Here is a 21,271-nt window from a genome sequence, read left to right as displayed (position 1 = left end):
AGCCAGATGACCATGTGGGCCAACGAAGGCCTTCTCAAGAAGATCGCCTACGGGACCTACATCCTCGCCGACGCATGGAAACAGACCGCATTGACGGACACGGACAGCGCCTAACTCCGCGGCATTGCGACGCCGGCGCGGTGTTGAAGCGGACGAGGACGCGGCCGTCCATGGTCCTGTCGGTGTCGATCGAGGGGAAGATGAGACCGAACTCGCGCCCGCGCTCCTGGACTTCGTCCATCAGGGCGCGGATGTGGTCCTCGGTGTAGTACCGGATCCGGGGGTCGGTCGGCAGCATCGGGTGGCGGCCGGGGCGGTAGATCATCAGCCGGCGTCCTTCAGCAGCTCGAACCACACGGATTTGGCACGCTCGTGGGGGTCGACGCCCCAGCGGTGGGTGAGGGCCTCGACCAGCTGGAGGCCCCGCCCCGACTCTGCGAGCAGGGACAACGGCGGGGCGGAGGGGAGGACCGGGCTCTCGTCCGTGACGGAGACCCGGAGGGAGTCGTTGACGGAGATGATCTCGACCAGCGGCGCGGGGGTGTCGGTGTGGCGCCACGCGTTGACGAGCAGCTCGCAGAGGGCGAGCTGCGCGTCGGAGATCGTGGCGGGGGCCCAGCCGACGCGCGTCATGGTGTTGCAGAGGGTCTGACGGGCGATGGCGATGGTGGGGGTGTTGACGAGACGCATGGAAGTTCTCCGGGGATGCGAAGAAGTGGCGTGACAACAGCCAGAGCTGACGATCCATCGGATCGACGTGAATTTGACCATACCCGACCCGAATCACATGTGATCCCAAATCCGGATAGATTCATCCTCAAGTGGACCTCGCGCACGGCAGCGCGGCAGACTTGGGCCACCCCGGCGAGGAAGGAACCCATGCCGCCACGAGTCAACCCGACGCTCCGTCAACGCCGCGTCGGGACGGAACTTCGGAAGATGCGCGAGGCAGCCGGGCTGTCGACGTCCAACCTCAGCAGGGCCCTCGGCATCGACAGGACTCAGGTCAGCCAGATCGAGGCGGCCAAGGTCGGCGTCAGCCCCGAGCGGCTCCGATCCTTCGCCGCCGCCTGCAAGTGCATGAACGAGCCCTTGATCGACGCTCTGGAATCCATGGTCATGGACCGCTCCAAGGGCTGGTGGGAGGAGTACCGAGGAACCATCTCCGACGGATTCCTCGAAGTCGCCGAATTGGAGAAGAGCGCCCACAGCCTCATGCTTTGGGTTGTCACTCACATGCCCGGCCCCTGCCAGACCATCAGCTATGCCTCTTCAGTTTTCGGACGCCTGATCCCTCCGCTCCCCCGGCATGAGTTGGAGGCCCGCACGACCTTCAGGATGCAGCGCAAAGCCGCCCTACGCCGCGACCGGACGCCGATCACATGCTTCCTCTACGAGTCGGTGTTGTGGACTCGCTTTGGCGGCACCCCGATCCTCCGAGAACAGCTCATGTCCCTCATAGAGGAATCCGAGCAATCCTGGATGACCATCCGAGTTGTGCCGTTCGATATCGACACCTTTCCCGGGGCCGTAGAGAACCTCACGTACGCGTTCGGCGCGGTGCCCGAGCTGGACACCGTCGAAGTTGAGTCATCCCAGGGGTCGATACACCTCGATGCCGCCAGCCAGCTGACCAGCTACCGCTCCATCTTCAAGCGCACCGAATCGATGGCACTCGATGAAGATGACTCCCGTGACCTGGTCCGCAAGATCGCACGAACGCTTTGAAAGGCCCAACATGACCAGCTTCGAGTGGCAGAAGTCTTCCTTCAGTGGTTCCGGTAACGACTGCGTGGAGATCCGCACGGCCGCCGGGGCGGTCGAACTTCGCGAGTCCGACGAGGGCCACCAGGTCATCCACACCACTCCCGCCGCCCTCGCCGCCCTCCTCCACGGCGTCAAGGCCGGCGAATTCGACCACCACGCCTGACACCCCACGCCCTCGCGCCCCCTCGCTCTCCCCGAGCGAGGGGGCGTAGCTCGTTCAGGTGAAGGCGAGTTGAGGCTCCTCCCCCGGCTTCATCCGACCACGTACAACTGTCGTGCACCTCGCCCGCACCGCGAAGGAATGACAGCCATGGCACAGCTGGAGTCCGGCCTCTACACCATCCAGAACGGCGACGCCAAGATCGGCCGAGCCCGTCACGAAGCCCTGGACCTCTCCCCCAAAGCCGTCTTCGCCAACACCGACGACCAGGACGCGGTCTGGGTCGTCGAGGCCTACCCCAACAACCACTACCGGCTCTACGCCAAGGGCGCCCCGACCGCCGTGGAGGACCTCAAGCCCGCCGGCCCGCTGGTCTCCCTCCTCCTCGACCAGGGCGACGCCCCCGAGTGGGAACTGATTCCCGTCCCCGGGGGCGCCCCGGACACCTACCAGATCAAGTCCCCCCAGGGCTCCTCGTGGACCGTCCTCGAACCCAACAAACAGAGCAGGATCGAGGTCATCCCCGTCCTCGAAGGCTCCACCGCCTTCACCTTCGAGAAGATCGACGTCTGACCCGCGCCCCGCCCCGCACCGGAAGTCGGCCCGCCCGACTTCCTGTGCACGCACCCTTCCCCCCTCGCCCCCCTACTCCCGAGCGACGCCCCCTGGCCCGAACTGCTCCACCACGGCGCCCAGTACGGCGTCCCACTCCGTGGAGGACGTCGGGACCGGGATCGCCCCGGGTCCCAACTCCACGCAGCTGCCGTTCATATGACCCTTGACCCAGCCGACACAGCTCGGCCTGTCCCCGGTCCGCGCACGACAGAACTCCTCAAGGACCTTCCGCACCTCGGGCAACGGAAGGACGGTCGCGGGCTCCATGAACACCGGGGTCCACATGTCCGAGATCACCTTCGGATCGCCGGCCGGCGGCGACGGGTTGTCGGTCACCCACGTGCATCCGTCGATCCCCTCGCGCCGGGAGAAGCTCAGACTGACGGACCAGACCAGACCGCCGTACCCGGCCTCCCGGTCCATCGCCACCATCAGGACGCTCTCGTCCGAGGGTCGGGCCTTGTCGAAGCGCACCTCGTTGAGCGCGAACCACGCGTTCCGGCCGCTCCCCGCGTTCTCCATCACCCAGGAGATCAGCCGGTCCGCGTCCTCCCGCGACTCCACCTCGTGCCGGTCGTCACCGATCACCACACTCAGGAACATCCCCGGCCCCCACAGGTCTCCGCCGTCACAACCATCGGCGACCGTACCGGCCTGCTCCGACACCTCCCAGCAGACGGCCCGACCACGAGAACGCGCCAGAAGTCGGCCCACCCGACTTCCTGCGCTCGCACACTCCCCCACCCGGAACGGAACTGGCCTGCCGCCACAGCGCGTTGGAACCGACATGGCGATGATGGCGGGTCTGCTCTTCATGGCGGTACTGGTGATCGTGCCCTTCACGCTCGCCTCCGCCCGGCACGTCGTCGCGCGCTCGGGCCACCCCGCATGGCTGTCCCGACGGCTGTCCGCCCGGTCCCGATCCGGCGAACTCGGCCTCGGTGCCACCGCGACCGAGGAGTTCCACGCCTTCCTCAACGCCAACAAGCGCGTGCAGATCGAGCAGCGCCAAGCCCGGCTCGTCCTGCGGGACGACGACCACGCCGGCGCCCCGCCCCGCACCGGCGTCGACCTCGACGGAGGCACCGCCGTCATCCCGCCCCGCCGGTAGCACCGCGCGGGACGCCCGGCCCACCACCCGAGCCGCCGAGGAACGTCCGGCGGTCCCGGTCCGCACCGGCCTCAAGCGCGTCGCGGCGATCTTCGCGCGCGACCGCTTCACGGCCTCCGCCCCCTCGGCTGTCCACGCTTCGTCCCCGCACCCGGGCGACCGGCCGTCCGGAGCCGTGACCGACCCGCCCACCGCTCCGCGCGACGTCGAACCACCCCTCACTCGAACGGACGCACCCGCACCCGTACGGCCGTCAGGCAGGCCCCACCCCGCCGTCCCCGCCCGACCCGGCGGCCGGGGCGGGTTGTCGAGTGGCGAACCATGGTGCGCGAGGAGATGGTGACCGGCAGAGACCCCTCACCAGAAAGGGCGATCATGCCCGAGGTCACCTCCCCGTACGCGACCGGCACCCCGTGCTGGGTCGATCTGATGGCCAAGGACCAGCAGGCCGCACTGGACTTCTACCGCGACCTCTTCGGCTGGCAGGGCCGGCCCGGCCCGGCCGAGTTCGGCGGGTACGCCGTCTGCGAGCTGGACGGCAAGGCCGTGGCCGGCATCGGTCCGGCGATGGCCCCCGAAGGAGCGCCGGAGCCGCCCACCGTCTGGACCAGCTACCTGGCCACCACCGACGCCCAGGCCACCCAGGACGCGATCGTCGCCGCCGGCGGCACCCTGCTCGCGCCGGTCATGGACGTCGGCAGCCTGGGCCGGATGCTGATCGCCGCCGACCCGCAGGGCGCCGTGTTCGGCTCCTGGCAGCCGGGCGAGTTCTCCGGCGCCAAGGTCGTCAACGAGGCCGGCGCGCTGACCTGGAACGAGCTGCACACCAGCGACGTCCCGGCCGCCACCGCCTTCTACGGCGAGGCGTTCGGCATCGAGATCGAGCCGCTGGACGGCGCGGACGCGTACTGGGAGCTGCGGGTCGGCGGCCGGGCGGTCGGCGGCGTCACCCTGCTCGCCAACGACCCGCCCGGCACCCCGGCACACTGGCTGACGTACTTCTCGGTCGACGACGTCGACTCCACCGTGGACGCCCTGGTCAAGCGCAACGGGACGGTCTTCGCCCCGCCCTTCGACATGGTCGCCGGCCGGATGACCGTGGTCGCCGACCCGCAGGGCGCCCCCTTCGCCATGATCAGGCCCACCCCGCTCTGACCCACCCCACCCCCACGAACCGCCGCCCCGCCCGCCCGGACCCCCACCCGGGCGGGCGGCCTGCGTCCCACCCCCACCGGACCCCGCGCGCGGGAACAGGAAGTCGGCCGGCCCGACTTCCCACGCACGGCCCGGGCACCGCTCAGTCCAGTTCCGCCAGGAAGGCCAGCGCCGCCGCCCAGGCCCACTCCGCCGCCTGCGCGTCGTAGTCCGGCAGCTCCGGGTCGGTGAACAGGTGCCCGGCACCCCGGTACCGGTGCACCTCGACGTCCGCCCCGGCCCGCACCATCCGCAGGTACCAGGCGTTCAGCCAGTCCTCCGGCTCGAACGGGTCCGGCTCCGCGATGTGCAGCTGCACCGGGATCTCGGTGGCCGCGTCCTCCCGCAGGTCCGAGGTGCCGTGCAGGAGCAGCAGCCCGCGCGCCTTCTCGTCGGCCAGCGCCAGGTTCTGCGCCAGCGCGCCGCCCAGCGAGAAGCCGGCGTACACCAGCCCGCCCTCGGACAGCGGCGCGGCCGCCATCACGCCCCGCCGCAGCAGCTCCTCGCTGCCGCCGAGCTCCTCCTGGAACTCCTGCGCCTCCTCGACGGAGTCGAAGGTCCGCCCGTCGAACAGGTCCGGGATGTGCACGGTGTGCCCGGCGGCGCGGAGCCGCTCGGCGGCGGCCCGCACGGCGGGCCGCAGCCCGTAGGCGGAGTGGAAGAGGACGATCTGGGCCACGGTTCGGGTCCTTCATCAGGGGAGTCGGCTACCCACCCATGATCCCGCATCCCCCACCGGTCACCACGACCCCACATCCGGCTGCGCCCCCAAGCCCGGCTACGACACCACGTCCTTGCGAGCGAACCCCCGGAACGCCAGCGCCAGCAGCACCACCGCGTACGAGAGCGACAGCGAGACGCCCTGCACCATGCCGCCCCACTCCAGCTGCGGCTGCAGGGCGTCCGCCCAGGAGTACTGCCAGTGCGCCGGCAGCCACTCCCGCAGGTCGCCCAGCGCGGTGACGGCGTCCAGCACCCCGGTGATGATCGACGCGAACACCGCGCCGCCCACCGCGCCCAGCGGCGCGTCGGTCGCCGTGGAGAGCCAGAACGCCAGCGCCGCGATCACGATCTCGCTGAGGAACACGAAGGCCACCGCGACGGCGATCCGGGGCAGCGCCTCCCCGGCCGGCAGGCTGACCCCGGCGGGCAGCTTGAGGTCCCCCCAGCCGTACGCCGCCGTGCCGACGACCAGTCCGATCGCGGGCAGCATCACCACCGCCACCGCCGAGAACGCCAGCCCGACCGCGAACTTGCGGGCCAGCAGCCTGGCCCTGGGCACCGGCGCGGCCAGCAGGTAGCGCAGCGAGGACCAGCTCGCCTCCGAGGCGACGGTGTCGCCGCAGAACAGCGCGACCGGGATCACCAGCATGAAGCCGGTGCCGACGAACAGCATGGTGACCGCGAAGTTGGCCCCCGAGGCGGTGGCCAGCTCGATGAAGGTGGTCCGACCCGGACGCCCCGGGGTGCCGCCGATCTGGAACGCGGCCAGGATGACGAACGGCATGGCGGCCAGCACCGCGCCGATCACCAGCGTGCGGCGCCGGCGCAGCTGGCGCATGGCCTCCACCCGCAGCGGCAGCGTCCGGCTCGCCCGGTACCCCTCGGCGTGGTCCATCGACACGTGGCCGGTCGGCTCGGCACGGTCCGCCGAGTCGGCGCGGTCCGTCGGAACGACGCTCACTCTCCACCTCCGATCAACGACAGGAACGCGTCCTCCAGCCGACGCTGCGGTCCGGCGCTCTCCACCGGCACCTCCAGCCGCACCAGCTCGGCCAGCAGCGCGCTCGCCGCCAGCCCGTCCAGGCGCACCAGCAGTCCGCCCTCGACGGCCTCCGCCGAGCCGACCCCGGCCAGGGCGGCGACCTTCTCGGCCACCGGCACCGGGTCGTACGGGCCGGCGATGCCGACCATCAGCAGCTCGCCGGCGCCCACGATGTCCCCGACCGGCCCGGCCGTGACGAGCCGCCCGCGGTCCATCACCACCAGGTCGGTGCAGCTCTGCTCCACCTCGGACAGCAGGTGGCTCGACACGATCACGGTCCGCCCGCCGGCCGCGTACCGGATCATGACCTCGCGCATCTCGCGGATCTGCGGCGGGTCCAGCCCGTTGGTCGGCTCGTCCAGGATCAGCAGGTCCGGCATCCCGAGCATCGCCTGCGCGATCGCCAGCCGCTGCCGCATGCCCTGCGAGTACGTCCGCACCGCGCGGTCCAGCGCCTCGCCGAGCCCGGCGATGGCCAGCGCCTCGTCGAAGCGCGCGTCGGCCTCCGGCCGGCCGGTCGCCTGCCAGTACAGCCGCAGGTTGGCCCGCCCGGTGAGGTGCGGCAGGAAGCCGGCGCCCTCCACGAACGCCCCGACCCGGGACAGCACCGGGGCGCCGGGCCGTACCAGGTGCCCGAAGATCCGGATCTCGCCGGCGTCCGGGCGGATCAGGCCCATCAGCATCCGCAGCGTGGTGGTCTTGCCCGCGCCGTTCGGCCCGAGCAGTCCGAGCACCTGCCCCTGCTCCACCCGGAAGCCGAGGTCCCGTACGGCGTAGCGGTCCTGGGAGCCCTTGTAGCGCTTGCTCAGCCCGCTGATCAGCAGCGGCACCGCGGCCAGCTCCGGGTCGAAGCCGGGCCCGGCGGCCGCCCTGCGGCGTCGCAGCCGCGGCACCAGCACCAGCCCGGCGGCCACCACGACCGCGACCACCGGCAGCAGCCAGGTGCGCGAGGGCAGCGGCGCCGCCTCGGTGACCAGTTCCTCGACGGTCGGCGCGGTGAGCGCCCCGGCCGGCGCCACCTGGTAGGTGGCCGGCTCGACCGGTGAGGCGTACGCGAGGTCGGTGCTCGCCAGCACCAGCCGCACCCGGTGCCCGGCCGGGAAGGTGTGGTCGACGGTCGGCAGCGCCACCGTGACGGTCTTCCCGGCGTCCGCGCCGGTCACCCGCAGTGGGGCGGCGAGCTGCTGCGGCAGCACCGCCTTGCCGTCCGGGCCGACGTCGTACAGCTTCGCGAACAGCACCGCGTCCGGCCGGTCGGCCTTGACCCGCACCGGCACGGTCGGCTGCCCGGTCAGGTGCAGCGCCGAGTCCAGCGGCGCCGAGTCGAAGGCGGCGTTCTGCCCGGGGAAGTCCAGCGACAGTCCGGCGCCCAGCGAGGCCGCCTGGCTGAGCGCGCCGACGCCGGGCAGCGTCGAGATCCCGGGCGGCGCGCCGCCGGGCGGGTTGGCGAGGGTCTTCTCGCCGCCCGCCAGCTCGACGGTCCGCGAGCCCGTCCCGCCCAGCCCCGGGTAGCGGTCGGCGGTGGCCCCGCGCAGCACGGCCTGGAAGCCGGTCGAGTCCACCCCGCCGGTGCGGGTGACCCGGAACGCGGCACCGGTGTCGGTGCCGCCGCCCTTCTGGCCGTGATCCTTCAGATAACGGTCGAACCAGGCGGTCACCCGGTCGTCCACCCGGGCGCTGGTGTCCGTCCCGCCGTCGTGGCCGCCCGCGAACCAGTCCACCGCCACCGGTGCGCCGTTGGCGGCCACCGCCTTGGCGATGCGGTCGCCCTGGTCCAGCGGGAACAGCGAGTCCTGCTGCCCCTGCACCACCAGCGTGGGCGCCTTGAGCTGCGCCGCCACCGAGGACGGGCTGGAGCGCTCCAGCAGCGCGACGGCCTCCGGATCGGCGTGCCCGGCGGTGGCGACCCGGTCGTACATCGCGCAGAGCGACTCCAGGAACCGCCCGCAGCCGACCGGCCCGTCCGTCTGCTGCTGTGCACCGCCGTCCGCCTGCGGCTGTGCGCCGCCGCCCGTCGGCGCCCCCGCGCCGCCGCCGCTCTCCCGCGGCGCCTCGCCCGAGGGGCCGAGGTCCCCGGCCGCGCCGGTGGTGAAGAAGATCCCGGCCCACAGCTTCTTGAACACGCCGTCCGCCGCGCCCGAGCCCTGCACGCCCTGCGGGAACAGCGCGTCGGCCAGGTTCCACCAGGTGATCTGGGTGGCCACCGCGTCGATCCGGTGGTCGTAGGCGGAGGCCAGCAGCGAGACCGCCCCGCCGTACGAGGCACCGGTGATGCCGACGTTCGGGTCGCCTGGCCCGTCCAGCTGCACCTCGGGCCGCTGGGCCAGCCAGTCCACCAGGTGCCTGACGTCCTCGACCTCGCGGTCGGGCGCGTTCAGGCCGATCCTGCCGCCCGAGTGCCCGAAGCCGCGCGCCGACCAGGTCAGCACCGCGTACCCCTGCCGGGCCAGCTGCTCGGCGCGGGCGCGCTGGCCCTCCTTGGAGCCGCCGAAGCCGTGGGCCAGCAGCACCGCGGGGCGCGGACCGCTGCCGGTGGTGAAGAACGAGGTGTCCAGCCGGACCTGCTGGTCGCTGCCGGGCGTCTCGGGCATGGCGAGGAACCGGTCCTCTTGACGGACCGCCTGCTCACCGCCGGAGGCCACCGTCACGGTGCCCGCTCCGGCCACCGCCACCAGGGCCACCGCCCCGGCCAGCAGCCTGCGTCTGACCGATGTTCCCCGGGCGCGCCAGCGACGCCATGCCCCACCGAACTCCATGGGCGCTGATCGTATCCGCCGTCCGGGTAGGCCGCCGATAAAGCCGCCACACGCTTTCGCCCGGTTCGCCCCGCTGTGCCCGGGTATCGTACGGCCCATGCCCTGGCCGCTGATCTCGCTGCTCGCCACCGTCGCCGCCACCCTGGCGATCGGCTGGATCGTCGACCAGGCCCTCCAGCGGATCGCCGCCCGGCAACCGGGGGCACCGGTCTGGCCGCTGCTCCGCCGCTGCCGGATCCCGCTCCAACTCACCGTCGTGTCAGCCCTGTTGCTCGCCGCCAAGCCGCTCCGGCGGACCCTCCACGCGACCGGGGACGACGGCGCGCACCACCTGCTCCTGCTGCTCCTGCTCGCCTCGCTGGGCTGGCTCACCGTCCGCGTGGTGGCCGCCGTCCTGGAGGCCCTGCTCAGCCGGTACGAGACCCGCGTCGACGACCCGGCCCGGGTCCAGCGGGTGAACACCCAGATCAGCATGCTGCGCCGGGTGGTCAGCGCGGTGATCGTCGTGGTCACGGTGGCCGTGATGCTGCTGACCTTCTCCGCCATGCGCACCATCGGCGCCAGCCTGCTCGCCTCGGCGGGCATCATCGGCATCGTGGCCGGCATCGCCGCCCAGAGCACCCTGGGTAACTTCTTCGCCGGCCTCCAGATCGCCTTCGGCGACACCGTCCGGATCGGCGACACGGTGGTGGTGGACGGCCAGCAGGGCACGGTCGAGGAGATCACCCTCAGCTACCTGGTCGTCCGGCTCTGGGACTACCGCCGGCTGGTCGTCCCGGTCTCGTACTTCGTCAACAAGCCCTTCGAGAACTGGACCCGCAGGGACCCCGGCCTGCTCGCCGCCGTCCTGCTCCATCTCGACCACACCACCCCGGTGGACGAGCTGCGCGCCGCCCTGCGCGCCCGCCTCGACCGGAACCCGCTCTGGGACGGCGCCGAATGGGCCCTCCAGGTCACCGACACCACGCCCAGCACGATGGTCGTCCGCGCCACCATGACCGCCCGCACCCCCGACGACGCCGCCCAGCTCCGCTTCGACGTCCGCGAACAGCTCATCGCCTACCTGCGCGACGAGCACCCCGACGCCCTCCCCCGCCTCCGCACCACCGGCACCTGACCCCCGCCGGCCCCGGAAACACGTGCCGCCCCCGGCCGAAGGGACCGGGGGCGGAACCGTGCGAGGAAGGCCTACAGCACCCGCGTCATCGTCCGGTGCGGGATCCCCGCATCGTCGTACACGGGCCCCTCGGCCACGTACCCCAGCCGCTCGTAGAACCCGAGCGCCTGCACCTGCGCGTGCAGCTCGACCTCCGCGCCACCGCGCCCGGCACCCGCGGCCTCGACCGCCCGGACCAGCTCCGCGCCCAGACCCGTGCCCCGGGCCGCCGCGACGACCGCGAGCCGCCCGAGCAGCACCCGCCCCTCGACGCCACCGGTCAGCTCCCGGGCGTGGTCCCCGAAGATCAGCCTCGCGGTCCCCAGCCCGGCCCCGTCGGCCCCCACCGCCAGCAGGTGCACCGAGGTCGCGTCGTACTCGTCGTACTCCAGCTCCTCCGGCACGCCCTGCTCATCGATGAACACCTCACGCCGGACGGCCCGCACCAGCTCCAGGTCCGCCTCGCCCTCGGCGACCCGGACGGCAGTGGCCGGCATGTCAGCTCTCCGCCGCGATGATGTCCAGCGCCTTCGTCAGGTCCTCCGGGTACTCGCTGGAGAACTCGACCCACTGGCCGTCCGCCGGGTGCTCGAAGCCGAGCGACACCGCGTGCAGCCACTGCCGGGTCAGCCCCAGCCGCTTGGCCAGCGTCGGGTCGGCGCCGTACGTCAGGTCGCCCACGCAGGGGTGCCGCAGCGCGGACATGTGGACGCGGATCTGGTGGGTGCGGCCGGTCTCCAGCTTGATCGTCAGCAGCGACGCGGCGCGGTACGCCTCGATCAGGTCGTAGTGGGTGATGGACGCCTTGCCGTCCTTGGTGACGGCCCACTTCCAGTCCGAGCTGGGGTGCCGTCCGATCGGCGCGTCCACCGTCCCGCTCAGCGGGTCCGGGTGGCCCTGCACCAGCGTGTGGTACCGCTTCTCGGTGATCCGGTCGTGGAACTGCCGCTTGAGGTCGGTGTACGCGCGCTCGGACTTGGCGACCACCATCAGCCCCGAGGTGCCGACGTCCAGCCGGTGCACGACGCCCTGGCGCTCGGCGGCGCCCGAGGTGGAGATGCGGAACCCGGCCGCGGCCAGTCCGCCGATCACGGTGGGGCCGGTCCAGCCCGGGCTGGGGTGCGCGGCGACGCCGACCGGCTTGTCGACCAGCACGATGTCCTCGTCCTCGTGGACGATCCGCATGCCCTCGACCGGCTCGGCGACGATCCGCACCGGGGCGGCCGGCGCGGGGATCTCGACCTCCAGCCAGGAGCCGGCGGTCACCCGGTCCGACTTCCCGGCCACGGCGCCGTCGAGCGTCACCTTGCCGTCGGCGGCCAGCTCGGCGGCCTTGGTCCGGGAGAAGCCGAACATCCGGGCCAGGGCGGCGTCGAGGCGTTCGCCCTCCAGGCCGTCGGGTACGGGGAGGCTTCGGATCTGCGCTGCGGTACTCACCCGTACGAGTATGCCGGAAACGCGACCCGCCCCCGCCCGCCGGTGATCCGGGGGCTACTTCCCGGCCTGCTCCGGCTTCTCGCCCTTCTCGCCCTTCCCGTCCTTCTCGGGCTGCTGGTGGACGGTCCCGTCCGGGTTGCTGCCGCGGAAGGAGAGCAGCACCACCAGGATCCCGCCGCAGACGATCGCCGAGTCCGCGAGGTTGAAGACCGCGAAGTGCTGGACGGAGATGAAGTCCACCACGTGCCCGCGGAAGACGCTCGGCGAGCGGAACAGCCGGTCGGTGAGGTTGCCGAGCGCCCCGCCGAGCAGCAGCCCGAGCGCGATCGCCCAGGGCAGGCTGTACAGCCGGCGGGCGATCCGCCAGATCACCACGATGACGGAGGAGGCGATCATCGTGAAGACGACGGTCAGCGCCTGCCCCATCCCGAAGGCCGCGCCCGAGTTGCGGATCACCTGGAAGGTGACCACGTCTCCGATCACCTTGATCGCCGAGTGGTTCTCCAGCCGGGCGACCACCAGCGACTTGCTGGCGAGGTCGATCAGGAACGCGAGGACGGCGATGACCAGCAGCACGCCGATCCGGCGCGGGCCCCTGGGCTTCTCGGCCGTCGCGTCGTCCACGGGCGAGGCCTCGACCGGCTCGGCCACGGGCACCTCCACGGCATCGGCGGGGGACGGGACGGCGTCGTCCCGGGTCTGGGGGGAACCTTGCGTACTGATGATCCGCTCCGCTGCCGATGGAGCTCCCCCGGTCCGCAGGAGGGGGAGGGTGGTGGGCCGATGACGGCCTGCCCGCGTTCACGAACGCGTCAGGCGACGTTTATTCAGGCGACGATACGGGGTCGAGCGTACGGCAAGCCCGACCCCCCACGTCGCTCCGGTCGCCCGGTTCAGCGGCGCTCCTGCTTGGCCTTGCACTGTACGCAGAGCGTCGCCCTGGGGAAGGCCTGCATCCGGGCCTTGCCGATGGCCTGCCCGCAGGACTCGCAGGTGCCGAAGCCGACGCCCTCCAGCCGCCCCAGCGCGCGTTCGGTCTGGGCCAGGCTGTCCCGCGCGTTGTTGGCCAGCGCCAGCTCGCTCTCCCGCGAGATGTTCTTCGTACCGGCGTCCACCTGGTCGTCGCCGGCTCCGTCGTTGGAGTCGCGCATCAGTCCCGAGATGGCCGCCTCGGCGGCGTCGATCTCGCTCCGGAGCCGGTCCAGCTCGCTGATCAGCTCGTCGTGCAGCTCGTGGACCTCCGCCCTGGTCCACGGTTCCTCGCCGGGCCGGACCGGCAGCGTGGCCGGGTCCACCGACTCGGCGCCGTGCGGCCCGGTGACGGTGTCCTTGCTGGTCTTCGGTGCGGTAGTGGTCACGGTCCCCTCCCCTGGGTCGACCGCCACGGCCTTGCGTGCCCGCTTGGTGGCGGTACCCGCGCCGGTTCCCTTCTCAGCCATGGCTTTCGACCCCATCTACGAACGAATCGAGCCGCCGGTTCCCGGCGGCTTCCAGTGCCGGAACGATAATCCCGATCAAAACCGGTCACAACATGACATACCGACGCCCCATAACGATCCCACCCAGGCAGCCGCCCCAACCGTCACGCCCCGTACGCTCAGAGATTTGTGCCCAGATCGACTCCGGCTAATCTCCGCCGTCGAACGCCACGGAGCGCCACCGAACGGCACCGAACGGCACCGGACAGCGCCGGACGCGCCTCCGCGGGGCGCCCCGGAGAGCCCCCGGGGAACCGCCCCGGGGACCGCCCGCCGGAAACGGTTTGGACAAACCGACTCACCCGGCCGATACACTGGCCCTGCGAGGCGCAGATGGGACGAGTACCGACGTACGCAGCCACCAGCGACCCGGGGACGGTGCGAGCCCGGGGGTGTGCACGGCGGGAAGATCACCCCGGAGCCGCCGGAAGAACGGCCACCGACCACGGCGGCCCACTAGACCCGGCAGCAAGCCCAAACAAGAGGGCCGCGAACGCAGCACCGCGGCCAAGGAGGGTGGTACCGCGGGGCGGCCAGGCCGTCTCGTCCCTCCGGAGGATCCAGTCCCAGTATCCGCCGGAGGTCGACGCCCGCGATGAGCAGCTCCTACAACCCCGTCCCCGCGCAGGTGGACCTGCCTGCCCTGGAGCACCAGATCCTGTCGTTCTGGCAGGACAACAAGATCTTCCAGCGCAGCCTGGAGCAGTCCGAGGGCCGCCCCGAGTGGGTGTTCTACGAGGGCCCGCCCACCGCCAACGGCATGCCCGGCGCGCACCACATCGAGGCCCGCGTCTTCAAGGACGTCTTCCCTCGCTACCGGACCATGAAGGGCTACCACGTCGCCCGCAAGGCCGGCTGGGACTGCCACGGCCTGCCGGTCGAGCTCGCCGTCGAGAAGGAGCTGGGCTTCTCCGGCAAGCAGGACATCGAGGCGTACGGCATCGCCGAGTTCAACGCCAGGTGCCGCGAGTCGGTGACCCGCCACACCGACGCCTTCACCGAGCTGACCACCCGCATGGGGTACTGGGTCGACCTGGACGAGGCCTACCGGACGATGGACCCGTCGTACGTCCAGTCCGTCTGGTGGTCGCTCAAGCAGATCTTCGACAAGGGCCTGCTGGTCCAGGACCACCGGGTCGCCCCCTGGTGCCCGCGCTGCGGCACCGGCCTCTCGGACCACGAGCTGGCCCAGGGCTACGAGACCGTGGTCGACCCCTCGGTCTTCGTCCGCTTCCCGCTGACCAGCGGCCCGCTGGCCGGCCAGGCCGCCCTGCTGGTCTGGACCACCACCCCGTGGACCCTGGTCTCCAACACCGCCGCCGCCGTCCACCCCGAGGTCACCTACGTGGTGGCCACCGACGGCGCGGAGAAGCTCGTCGTCGCCGAGCCGCTGCTCGCCAAGGCTCTCGGCGAGGGCTGGGAGACCACCGGCGAGTCCTTCACCGGCGCCGAGATGGAGCGCTGGGCCTACCGCCGCCCCTTCGACCTGGTCGCGATCGAGGACGCCCACTACGTCGTCAACGCCGACTACGTCACCACCGACGACGGCACCGGCATCGTCCACCAGTCCCCCGCCTTCGGCGCGGACGACCTCGCGGTCTGCCGCCGCTACGGCCTGCCGGTGGTCAACCCGGTGCTCGGCGACGGCACCTTCGCCCCCGAGGTCCCGCTGGTCGGCGGCCAGTTCTTCAAGAAGGCCGACGAGGCCCTGGTCGCGGACCTCAAGGAGCGCGGCCTGCTCTTCCGCCACCTGCCGTACGAGCACAGCTACCCGCACTGCTGGCGCTGCCACACCGCGCTGCTCTACTACGCGCAGCCGTCCTGGTACATCCGGACCACCGCCGTCAAGGACGCGATGATCCGTGAGAACGAGGCCACCAACTGGTTCCCCGACACGGTCAAGCACGGCCGCTTCGGCGACTGGCTGAACAACAACATCGACTGGGCGCTCAGCCGCAACCGCTACTGGGGCACCCCGCTGCCGATCTGGCGCTGCGAGGAGGGCCACCTCACCTGCGTCGGCTCGCTGGCCGAGCTGTCCGAGCTCACCGGCACCGACCGGAGCGACCTCGACCCGCACCGCCCGTACATCGACGAGGTGACCTTCGCCTGCCGCGACTGCGGCGGGACCGCCACGCGCGTGCCCGAGGTCATCGACGCCTGGTACGACTCGGGCTCGATGCCCTTCGCCCAGTACGGCTACCCGTACCGGAACAAGGAGCTGTTCGAGAAGCGCTACCCGGCGCAGTTCATCTCCGAGGCGATCGACCAGACCCGCGGCTGGTTCTACACGCTGATGGCGATCGGCACCCTGGTGTTCGACAGGAGCAGCTACGAGAACGTCGTCTGCCTGGGCCACATCCTGGCCGAGGACGGCCGCAAGATGTCCAAGCACCTGGGCAACATCCTCCAGCCGATCCCGCTGATGGACCAGCACGGCGCCGACGCCGTCCGCTGGTTCATGGCGGCCGGCGGCTCGCCCTGGTCGGCCCGCCGGGTCGGCCACGGCACCATCCAGGAGGTGGTCCGCAAGACCCTCCTCACCTACTGGAACACCGTCGCCTTCCAGGCGCTGTACGCGCGCACCTCGGACTGGGCCCCCTCCGCGGGCGACCCGGCCCCGGCCGACCGCCCGCAGCTGGACCGCTGGGTGCTGTCCGAGCTGAACACCCTGGTCCGCGACGTCGACGCGGCCTTCGAGGCGTACGACACCCAGCGCGCCGGCAAGCTGCTGTCCGGCTTCGTCGACGACCTGTCCAACTGGTACGTCCGCCGCGGCCGCCGCCGCTTCTGGCAGGGTGACGCCGCCGCGCTCGCCACCCTGCACGAGGCGCTGGAGACGGTCACCCGTCTGATGGCCCCGCTCACCCCGTTCATCACCGAGCGGGTCTGGCAGGACCTGGTCGTCCCGGTCGCCCCGGACGCCCCGTCCTCGGTGCACCTGGCCACCTGGCCGGAGGCCGACGAGTCGCTGATCGACACCGAGCTGTCCCGGCACATGGCGCTGGTCCGCCGCCTGGTCGAGCTGGGCCGGGCCACCCGCGCCGAGTCCGGCGTGAAGACCCGTCAGCCGCTGTCCCGCGCGCTGGTCGCCGCCCAGGGCTGGGAGGACCTGCCCGCCGACCTGCGCGCGCAGATCGCCGAGGAGCTCAACGTCTCCACCCTGGAGTCGCTGGCGGCGGTGGGCGGCTCGCTGGTCGACACCAGCGCCAAGGCCAACTTCCGCGCGCTGGGCAAGCGTTTCGGCAAGGGCGTGCAGGACGTCGCCAAGGCGGTCGCCGCCACCGACGCCGCCCGGCTGGCCGCCGAACTGCGCGCCGGCGGCGAGACCTCGGTCGAGCTCGACGGCGAGACGATCACCCTCTCTCCGGACGAGGTGATCATCACCGAGACCCCGCGCGAGGGCTGGGCCGTCGCCAACGAGTCCGGCGCCACCGTCGCCCTCGACCTGGCCATCACCCCGGAGCTCAAGCGCCTCGGCATCGCCCGCGACGCCATCCGCCAGATCCAGGAGGCCCGCAAGAACTCCGGTCTGGACGTCGCCGACCGCATCGTCCTGCGCTGGCGCGCCACCTCGGAGGAGACCGCCGAGGCCATCGCCGAGCACGGTCCGCTGGTCGCCGAGGAGGTCCTCGCGACCGACTTCGCCGCCGGTGCGGCCGACTGGGAGTCCGAGAGCTTCACCGACGAGTCGCTCGGCCTCGCCTTCCAGCTCCGCAAGGCCTGACCCGCACGACGAAGCCGCCGTCACCCCCACGTGACGGCGGCTTCGCCATACCTGCCCCACATCCCACACCCACCCCAACTCCCGCACGCCCCCGTCGAGTTCCCCGCACCCCGCAGCACTCCCACGCGCCCCCCGGCACACCCGCACGCCCCTCCCCACGCAAAGAGGCGCCCCCTCCCCGACCCGTGGGTCGGAAAGGGGGCGCCTCCGAAAGGCCCTGCTACAACCTCAGTTGTCGCCGTCCTCGTCGATCAGGAAGCCCCGCATCGGCGCCGGAGCCTGCTGCATCGGCTGCGGCGGCTGCGGACGGACCGCCGCCATCGGCTGGGTCATCCCGGCCGGCTGCATCTGCGGAGCACCGCTGTTGCCACCGGCCGACTGCCCGCCGAAGCCCGGCGTCGAGGAGCCGCCACCGAAGGAGCTGCTCCCGCCGAAGGACGGCGAGTTGCCACCGAAGGACGGCTGGTTGCCACCGAAGCTCGGCGCGCCGCCGCTCATCGCACCGGCACCGGCCGGAGCCATCGACGAGGCCGCCGGCGGCAGCGACGCGGTGGCGGGGATCCGCGGCGGGGCGAGCGAGTCGTCCGCCTGCGACTCCAGCTGGCGCAGCTGGGTCTCCAGGTACGACTTCAGACGCGTGCGGTACTCACGCTCGAACGCCCGCAGGTCCTCGACCTTGCGCTCCAGCGTGGCCCGCGCGGACTCCAGCGAGCCCATCGCGACGCGGTGCTTCTCCTGCGCGTCCCGCTCCAGCGCGTCGGCCTTGGCACGGGCGTCGCGCTCCAGGCCCTCGGCCCGGCTGCGCGCCTCGCCGACGATCTTGTTGGCCTCGGAACGGGCCTCCGAGATCGCCTGGTCGGCGGTCTGCTGAGCGAGCGCCAGCACGCGGGCGGCGCTGTCTCCGCCGGGGCTCTGCTGCTGCATCGGGCCGCCCATGGGGCCACCCATCTGCTGCGGGCCGCCCATCGGGCCACCCATCGGCTGCATCTGCTGCTGGCCCATGCCCTGGCCCATCGGGTTGCCCATCTGCTGCGGGCCACCGGGACCGCCCATGGGCTGGAGCATCTGACCGCCCATCGGCTGGACCAGCTGCTGCTGGCCGCCCATGGTCTGGTTCATCTGCTGCTGCTGCTGGCCGCCGGCAGCCGGAAGCTGCGGCTGGGAGCCGGCGGGCAGGCCGAGCGGCTGGTTGCCCATCTGCTGCTGCGGGCCGCCGGGGCCCATCTGCTGCGGACCACCCGGACCCATCTGCTGCGGACCACCGGGGCCCATCTGCTGCGGACCGCCGGGACCCTGCTGGCCGGGGACCGGCGGGCCGGATATGGCGGCGGGCACCGGAGCACCACCCTGTCGGGGGGCGTCCTGCTGCGGCTCCTTGCGCAGGTTGGCCTGGTTCTGCGCGGCGGCACGAGTCGCGGCGGCCAGCTTGGCACGCAGGTCCTCGTTCTCCCGGAGGAGGCGGGTCAGCTCCCCCTCGACCTCGTCGAGGAAGGCATCGACCTCGTCCTCGTCGTAGCCTTCACGCAGGCGGACGGTCGTGAACTGCTTGTTCCGAACGTCCTCGGGGGTCAATGGCATCTCTTCACCTCAACGTGATCGTCGGCACACCGGCATCCTGTCGCATCGCTCACCTACGACTAGGGGTGCACAAGCGAGATCAGGACATACACAATGATCATCAGTACGAAGAAGGACAGGTCGAGCGCCACGCCCCCGAAACGCAACGGCGGAATGAGCCGCCGAAGAAGCTTGAGCGGCGGATCCGTGACAGTGTACGTGGCCTCCAGGACCAGGACCATGGCCTTGCCGGGCCGCCACGAACGCGCGAACTGGAAGACCCAGTCCATGACCAGCCGTACGAGCAGGAACACCAGAAAGACGGTCAGGGCGTAGTAGAGCACCGCCCATACGATGTCCATCCCGTTTCCCTCTCCCCGGTCCCGATCCCTCGGGCCTGCCGCTCGTCACCTGTCGCTAACCCACTGTTGATCAGATCCACACGTAAAGTCGTGGCCGGGTCAGCTCTGGTTGAAGAACCCACCCTCGGCGATCCGAGCCTTGTCCTCCGCCGTGACATCGACGTTAGCAGGCGACAGCAGGAACACCTTCTGTGTCACGCGCTCGATACTGCCGTGCAGACCGAAGACGAGTCCAGCCGCGAAGTCTACGAGGCGCTTCGCGTCGGTGTCGTCCATCTCGGTCAGATTCATGATCACGGGAGTCCCGCCACGGAACTGTTCCCCGATGGTACGGGCCTCGTTGTAGGTTCGGGGGTGCAGCGTGGTGATGCGGTAGGGCTCTCGTTCGTTCACTACCTTGGGCATGATCACCGGTGCGCTCTTCTCCAGGTTGTGGCGACGTTCGGGTGTGATGGACGACACGGGGGCCATCCTCGGAGTCTCCTGTCGGATCGGCACCGCCGCGGGCACCGGCTGCGGGGTGATCGAGGAGACCGGGGCCGGTGCGGCGGCCGCCGCGGCCGGGGCCGGACGGGGAATGTCCTCGGTCCGCTGTCCCGTCCGGATCGGCTCGGGATCCGCGTCGTAGTCGTCGTCGGGGTCGTACCCCTGGCCGTCGTACGTCTCGTCCTCCACGAGGCCGAGGTAGACCGCCATCTTGCGCATTGCGCCGGCCATGCTCCTGTCTCCTCCGCTCATAGCCACCTCGCTGACGCTCGGTGGCAGCTTCGCGATGCGCGCACCTTCTGATGGTCGCTCGCTTCGCTCGCTCCGTGCGGACCGGCGCTCCGTCCCGGCAGCCCGGGCGCGTGACGGCCCTGCCTGCGGATTCCGCGGCCCCTCCACGACGGAACGTCAGCCCGACGGCCGGTCGGATTCGTGGTGTGGGGGCCGCGGAGCTGCGATCCACGGTTCGCTAGCGCTCCGGGGAGCTGCTAGATTCTGTCCTATTTTGTCCTGCTGTCTGATCTACTTACCCGGTGACGTTACCTGAGGGGTGACCTCACTCCGAGTACCGCCGTTCCGACGCGCACATGTGTCGCCCCGGCGGCAATCGCCTGCTCAAGGTCGCCGCTCATCCCTGCGGAGACCATGGTGGCAGCCGGATGGTCCGCCCGTACGGCGGTTGCGATTTCCGCCAGCCGATCGAAGGCGCGGGCCGGGTCACCGGCCAGCGGGCCGGCCAGCGGAGCGACGGTCATCACACCGTCCAGTCGGAGCCCGGGCGTGTCGGCGATCGCGTCGGCCAGTCGCACGACGTCCTCCGGCGCGACCCCGGCCCGGTGCTCGCCCTCCCCGTGCTCCTTGTCCAGCGCCACCTGCACCAGGCAGCCCAGCTCGGGGCGCTCCGACTTCAGCACCGCCGCGGAGAGCGACTCGACCAGCCGCGGCCGGTCCACCGAGTGCACGTGGTTCGCGTACCGGACGACCGAGCGGACCTTGTTGGTCTGCAACTGTCCGACGAAGTGCCAGTCAAGAGGAAGGTTTCTGCACTGCTCCGCCTTCGGCGCGGCGTCCTGGTCGCGGTTCTCCGCGACGTCCGTCACGCCCAACCCGGCCAGCAGCGCGCTGTCCTCGGCGGGGTAGGTCTTGGTGACGACGATCAGGGTGACCTCGTCCCGGGCGCGTCCGGCGGCCGCACAGGCGTCCGCGATCCGGCGCTCGACCACGTCGAGGTTGGTCCCGAGCTCCTCGTAGCGCGCCCGCTGGCCGTCCGTCAGGGCCGCCACGAACTCGGCGCCACCGGGGAACGGTCCGTAGATGTCGTTCGTCATCAGTGATCAGAGCCCAACCAGACGTAGCTCGCGAGCCTGCCCGTGCGCTGCTCGCGACGATAGGAGTAGTGATCGGCGGATTCGAGGGTGCAGACCGCTGATCGCACCACCTCGCCGACCCCCGCCGCCGCCAGCTGGGCCGCGACTCCCCCGGGCACGTCCAGGGCCGGGGTCCCCCAGGAGGTCTCGGCGAAGGCCTCCGGCACCACCGCGGCGACTTCGGCACGCAGTGCGGCCGGCACCTCGTAGCAGCGGCCGCAGACCGCGGGGCCGGTCGCGGCGGTGATCCGCCCTGGCTCCGCGCCCAGCTCGACCATCGCCCGGACGGCCGCGGGCACCACCCCGGCCGCCAGCCCCGGCCGGCCCGCGTGG

At 71.6% G+C, this 21,271-nt stretch carries 21 protein-coding genes; 7 read left to right on the top strand and 14 right to left on the bottom strand.

Annotation, left to right across the window (positions count from 1 at the left end; translation table 11 throughout):
- Positions 1–324 precede the first annotated feature (324 nt).
- The gene (locus BU198_RS23705) at positions 325–690 is read right to left on the bottom strand and encodes an ATP-binding protein (RefSeq protein ID WP_188298886.1); all 366 of its coding nucleotides are present in this window, start codon (positions 688–690) and stop codon (positions 325–327) included.
- A gap of 15 nt (positions 691–705) precedes the next feature.
- On the opposite strand from BU198_RS23705, the gene BU198_RS23700 reads away from it, so the two are divergent.
- The 3 genes from BU198_RS23700 to BU198_RS23690 all read left to right on the top strand — a co-directional run bounded on the left by BU198_RS23700 (position 706) and on the right by BU198_RS23690 (position 2,500).
- Positions 706–1,728, top strand: coding sequence for a helix-turn-helix transcriptional regulator (locus BU198_RS23700; protein WP_317620286.1), 1,023 nt, complete (start codon positions 706–708; stop codon positions 1,726–1,728).
- 10 nt (positions 1,729–1,738) lie between these two features.
- Positions 1,739–1,930, top strand: coding sequence for a DUF397 domain-containing protein (locus BU198_RS23695; RefSeq protein ID WP_188298884.1), 192 nt, complete (start codon positions 1,739–1,741; stop codon positions 1,928–1,930).
- Positions 1,931–2,077: 147 nt separating this feature from the next.
- Entirely contained in the window at positions 2,078–2,500 is a 423-nt protein-coding gene (locus tag BU198_RS23690; RefSeq protein ID WP_188298883.1) for an I66 family serine proteinase inhibitor, read from the top strand.
- 72 nt (positions 2,501–2,572) lie between these two features.
- Here the strand turns inward: BU198_RS23690 and BU198_RS23685 are convergent, their stop codons facing one another.
- On the bottom strand, positions 2,573–3,145 hold the full coding sequence (locus BU198_RS23685) for an Imm1 family immunity protein (RefSeq protein ID WP_188298882.1): 573 nt from the start codon (positions 3,143–3,145) through the stop codon (positions 2,573–2,575).
- Positions 3,146–3,329: 184 nt separating this feature from the next.
- On the opposite strand from BU198_RS23685, the gene BU198_RS23680 reads away from it, so the two are divergent.
- Both BU198_RS23680 and BU198_RS23675 read left to right on the top strand, forming a co-directional pair.
- A complete protein-coding gene (locus BU198_RS23680) occupies positions 3,330–3,653 on the top strand; it encodes a DUF6191 domain-containing protein (protein WP_188298881.1) in 324 nt (107 codons plus the stop codon).
- Positions 3,654–4,028: 375 nt separating this feature from the next.
- Positions 4,029–4,808: a VOC family protein gene (locus BU198_RS23675; RefSeq protein ID WP_188298880.1), complete on the top strand. Its 780-nt coding sequence runs from the start codon at positions 4,029–4,031 to the stop codon at positions 4,806–4,808.
- Positions 4,809–4,950: 142 nt separating this feature from the next.
- On the opposite strand, the gene BU198_RS23670 is transcribed toward BU198_RS23675, so the two are convergent.
- The 3 genes from BU198_RS23670 to BU198_RS23660 form a co-directional block, all read right to left on the bottom strand.
- A complete protein-coding gene (locus tag BU198_RS23670) occupies positions 4,951–5,526 on the bottom strand; it encodes a dienelactone hydrolase family protein (RefSeq protein ID WP_188298879.1) in 576 nt (191 codons plus the stop codon).
- A gap of 99 nt (positions 5,527–5,625) precedes the next feature.
- Positions 5,626–6,465: an ABC transporter permease gene (locus BU198_RS23665; protein WP_188298888.1), complete on the bottom strand. Its 840-nt coding sequence runs from the start codon at positions 6,463–6,465 to the stop codon at positions 5,626–5,628.
- Between the two features lie 62 nt (positions 6,466–6,527).
- The gene (locus tag BU198_RS23660) at positions 6,528–9,368 is read right to left on the bottom strand and encodes an alpha/beta fold hydrolase (RefSeq protein WP_188298878.1); all 2,841 of its coding nucleotides are present in this window, start codon (positions 9,366–9,368) and stop codon (positions 6,528–6,530) included.
- Positions 9,369–9,465: 97 nt separating this feature from the next.
- On the opposite strand from BU198_RS23660, the gene BU198_RS23655 reads away from it, so the two are divergent.
- Positions 9,466–10,485: a mechanosensitive ion channel family protein gene (locus tag BU198_RS23655; RefSeq protein ID WP_188298877.1), complete on the top strand. Its 1,020-nt coding sequence runs from the start codon at positions 9,466–9,468 to the stop codon at positions 10,483–10,485.
- 71 nt (positions 10,486–10,556) lie between these two features.
- On the opposite strand, the gene BU198_RS23650 is transcribed toward BU198_RS23655, so the two are convergent.
- The 4 genes from BU198_RS23650 to BU198_RS23635 all read right to left on the bottom strand — a co-directional run bounded on the left by BU198_RS23650 (position 10,557) and on the right by BU198_RS23635 (position 13,319).
- A complete protein-coding gene (locus tag BU198_RS23650) occupies positions 10,557–11,021 on the bottom strand; it encodes a GNAT family N-acetyltransferase (RefSeq protein WP_188298876.1) in 465 nt (154 codons plus the stop codon).
- 1 nt (position 11,022) lies between these two features.
- Positions 11,023–11,961 carry an RluA family pseudouridine synthase gene (locus BU198_RS23645; RefSeq protein ID WP_188298875.1) on the bottom strand — a complete coding sequence of 313 codons (939 nt, stop codon included), beginning with the start codon at positions 11,959–11,961 and terminating at the stop codon, positions 11,023–11,025.
- Positions 11,962–12,015: 54 nt separating this feature from the next.
- Positions 12,016–12,723, bottom strand: coding sequence for a signal peptidase II (gene lspA, locus BU198_RS23640; RefSeq protein ID WP_188298887.1), 708 nt, complete (start codon positions 12,721–12,723; stop codon positions 12,016–12,018).
- 131 nt (positions 12,724–12,854) lie between these two features.
- Positions 12,855–13,319, bottom strand: a complete 465-nt coding sequence (locus BU198_RS23635; protein ID WP_317620284.1) for a TraR/DksA family transcriptional regulator — start codon at positions 13,317–13,319, stop codon at positions 12,855–12,857.
- Between the two features lie 715 nt (positions 13,320–14,034).
- Between BU198_RS23635 and ileS the strand changes: the two genes are divergently transcribed.
- Positions 14,035–17,166: an isoleucine--tRNA ligase gene (gene ileS / locus BU198_RS23630; protein WP_188298873.1), complete on the top strand. Its 3,132-nt coding sequence runs from the start codon at positions 14,035–14,037 to the stop codon at positions 17,164–17,166.
- A 228-nt stretch (positions 17,167–17,394) separates the two neighbouring features.
- Here the strand turns inward: ileS and BU198_RS23625 are convergent, their stop codons facing one another.
- The 5 genes from BU198_RS23625 to BU198_RS23605 form a co-directional block, all read right to left on the bottom strand.
- A complete protein-coding gene (locus tag BU198_RS23625) occupies positions 17,395–18,744 on the bottom strand; it encodes a DivIVA domain-containing protein (protein ID WP_188298872.1) in 1,350 nt (449 codons plus the stop codon).
- 59 nt (positions 18,745–18,803) lie between these two features.
- Positions 18,804–19,085, bottom strand: coding sequence for a YggT family protein (locus BU198_RS23620; RefSeq protein WP_030060143.1), 282 nt, complete (start codon positions 19,083–19,085; stop codon positions 18,804–18,806).
- A gap of 99 nt (positions 19,086–19,184) precedes the next feature.
- Positions 19,185–19,802 (bottom strand): cell division protein SepF, encoded by a 618-nt coding sequence (locus BU198_RS23615; RefSeq protein ID WP_188298871.1) that lies wholly within the window; start codon positions 19,800–19,802, stop codon positions 19,185–19,187.
- 308 nt (positions 19,803–20,110) lie between these two features.
- Positions 20,111–20,899, bottom strand: coding sequence for a YggS family pyridoxal phosphate-dependent enzyme (locus BU198_RS23610; RefSeq protein WP_188298870.1), 789 nt, complete (start codon positions 20,897–20,899; stop codon positions 20,111–20,113).
- Positions 20,899–21,271: polyphenol oxidase family protein (locus BU198_RS23605; protein WP_188298869.1), on the bottom strand; the 373-nt coding region annotated here is incomplete at its 5' end. The genes BU198_RS23605 and BU198_RS23610, both read right to left, overlap by 1 nt.

The organism is Streptomyces sp. CBMA156, assembly GCF_014596515.1.
In the GTDB taxonomy this organism is placed as follows: Bacteria; Actinomycetota; Actinomycetes; order Streptomycetales; family Streptomycetaceae; genus Kitasatospora.
This window is presented reverse-complemented; position numbering and strand designations above follow the sequence as displayed.

Coding starts and splice junctions, on each gene's coding strand:
- BU198_RS23705 (WP_188298886.1), bottom strand. CDS start 690: ATGCGTCTCGTCAACACCCCCACCATCGCCATCGCCCGTCAGACCCTC.
- BU198_RS23700 (WP_317620286.1), top strand. CDS start 706: ATGCGAAGAAGTGGCGTGACAACAGCCAGAGCTGACGATCCATCGGAT.
- BU198_RS23695 (WP_188298884.1), top strand. CDS start 1,739: ATGACCAGCTTCGAGTGGCAGAAGTCTTCCTTCAGTGGTTCCGGTAAC.
- BU198_RS23690 (WP_188298883.1), top strand. CDS start 2,078: ATGGCACAGCTGGAGTCCGGCCTCTACACCATCCAGAACGGCGACGCC.
- BU198_RS23685 (WP_188298882.1), bottom strand. CDS start 3,145: ATGTTCCTGAGTGTGGTGATCGGTGACGACCGGCACGAGGTGGAGTCG.
- BU198_RS23680 (WP_188298881.1), top strand. CDS start 3,330: ATGGCGATGATGGCGGGTCTGCTCTTCATGGCGGTACTGGTGATCGTG.
- BU198_RS23675 (WP_188298880.1), top strand. CDS start 4,029: ATGCCCGAGGTCACCTCCCCGTACGCGACCGGCACCCCGTGCTGGGTC.
- BU198_RS23665 (WP_188298888.1), bottom strand. CDS start 6,465: ATGGACCACGCCGAGGGGTACCGGGCGAGCCGGACGCTGCCGCTGCGG.
- BU198_RS23660 (WP_188298878.1), bottom strand. CDS start 9,368: ATGGAGTTCGGTGGGGCATGGCGTCGCTGGCGCGCCCGGGGAACATCG.
- BU198_RS23655 (WP_188298877.1), top strand. CDS start 9,466: ATGCCCTGGCCGCTGATCTCGCTGCTCGCCACCGTCGCCGCCACCCTG.
- BU198_RS23650 (WP_188298876.1), bottom strand. CDS start 11,021: ATGCCGGCCACTGCCGTCCGGGTCGCCGAGGGCGAGGCGGACCTGGAG.
- ileS (WP_188298873.1), top strand. CDS start 14,035: ATGAGCAGCTCCTACAACCCCGTCCCCGCGCAGGTGGACCTGCCTGCC.
- BU198_RS23625 (WP_188298872.1), bottom strand. CDS start 18,744: ATGCCATTGACCCCCGAGGACGTTCGGAACAAGCAGTTCACGACCGTC.
- BU198_RS23620 (WP_030060143.1), bottom strand. CDS start 19,085: ATGGACATCGTATGGGCGGTGCTCTACTACGCCCTGACCGTCTTTCTG.
- BU198_RS23615 (WP_188298871.1), bottom strand. CDS start 19,802: ATGGCCGGCGCAATGCGCAAGATGGCGGTCTACCTCGGCCTCGTGGAG.
- BU198_RS23610 (WP_188298870.1), bottom strand. CDS start 20,899: ATGACGAACGACATCTACGGACCGTTCCCCGGTGGCGCCGAGTTCGTG.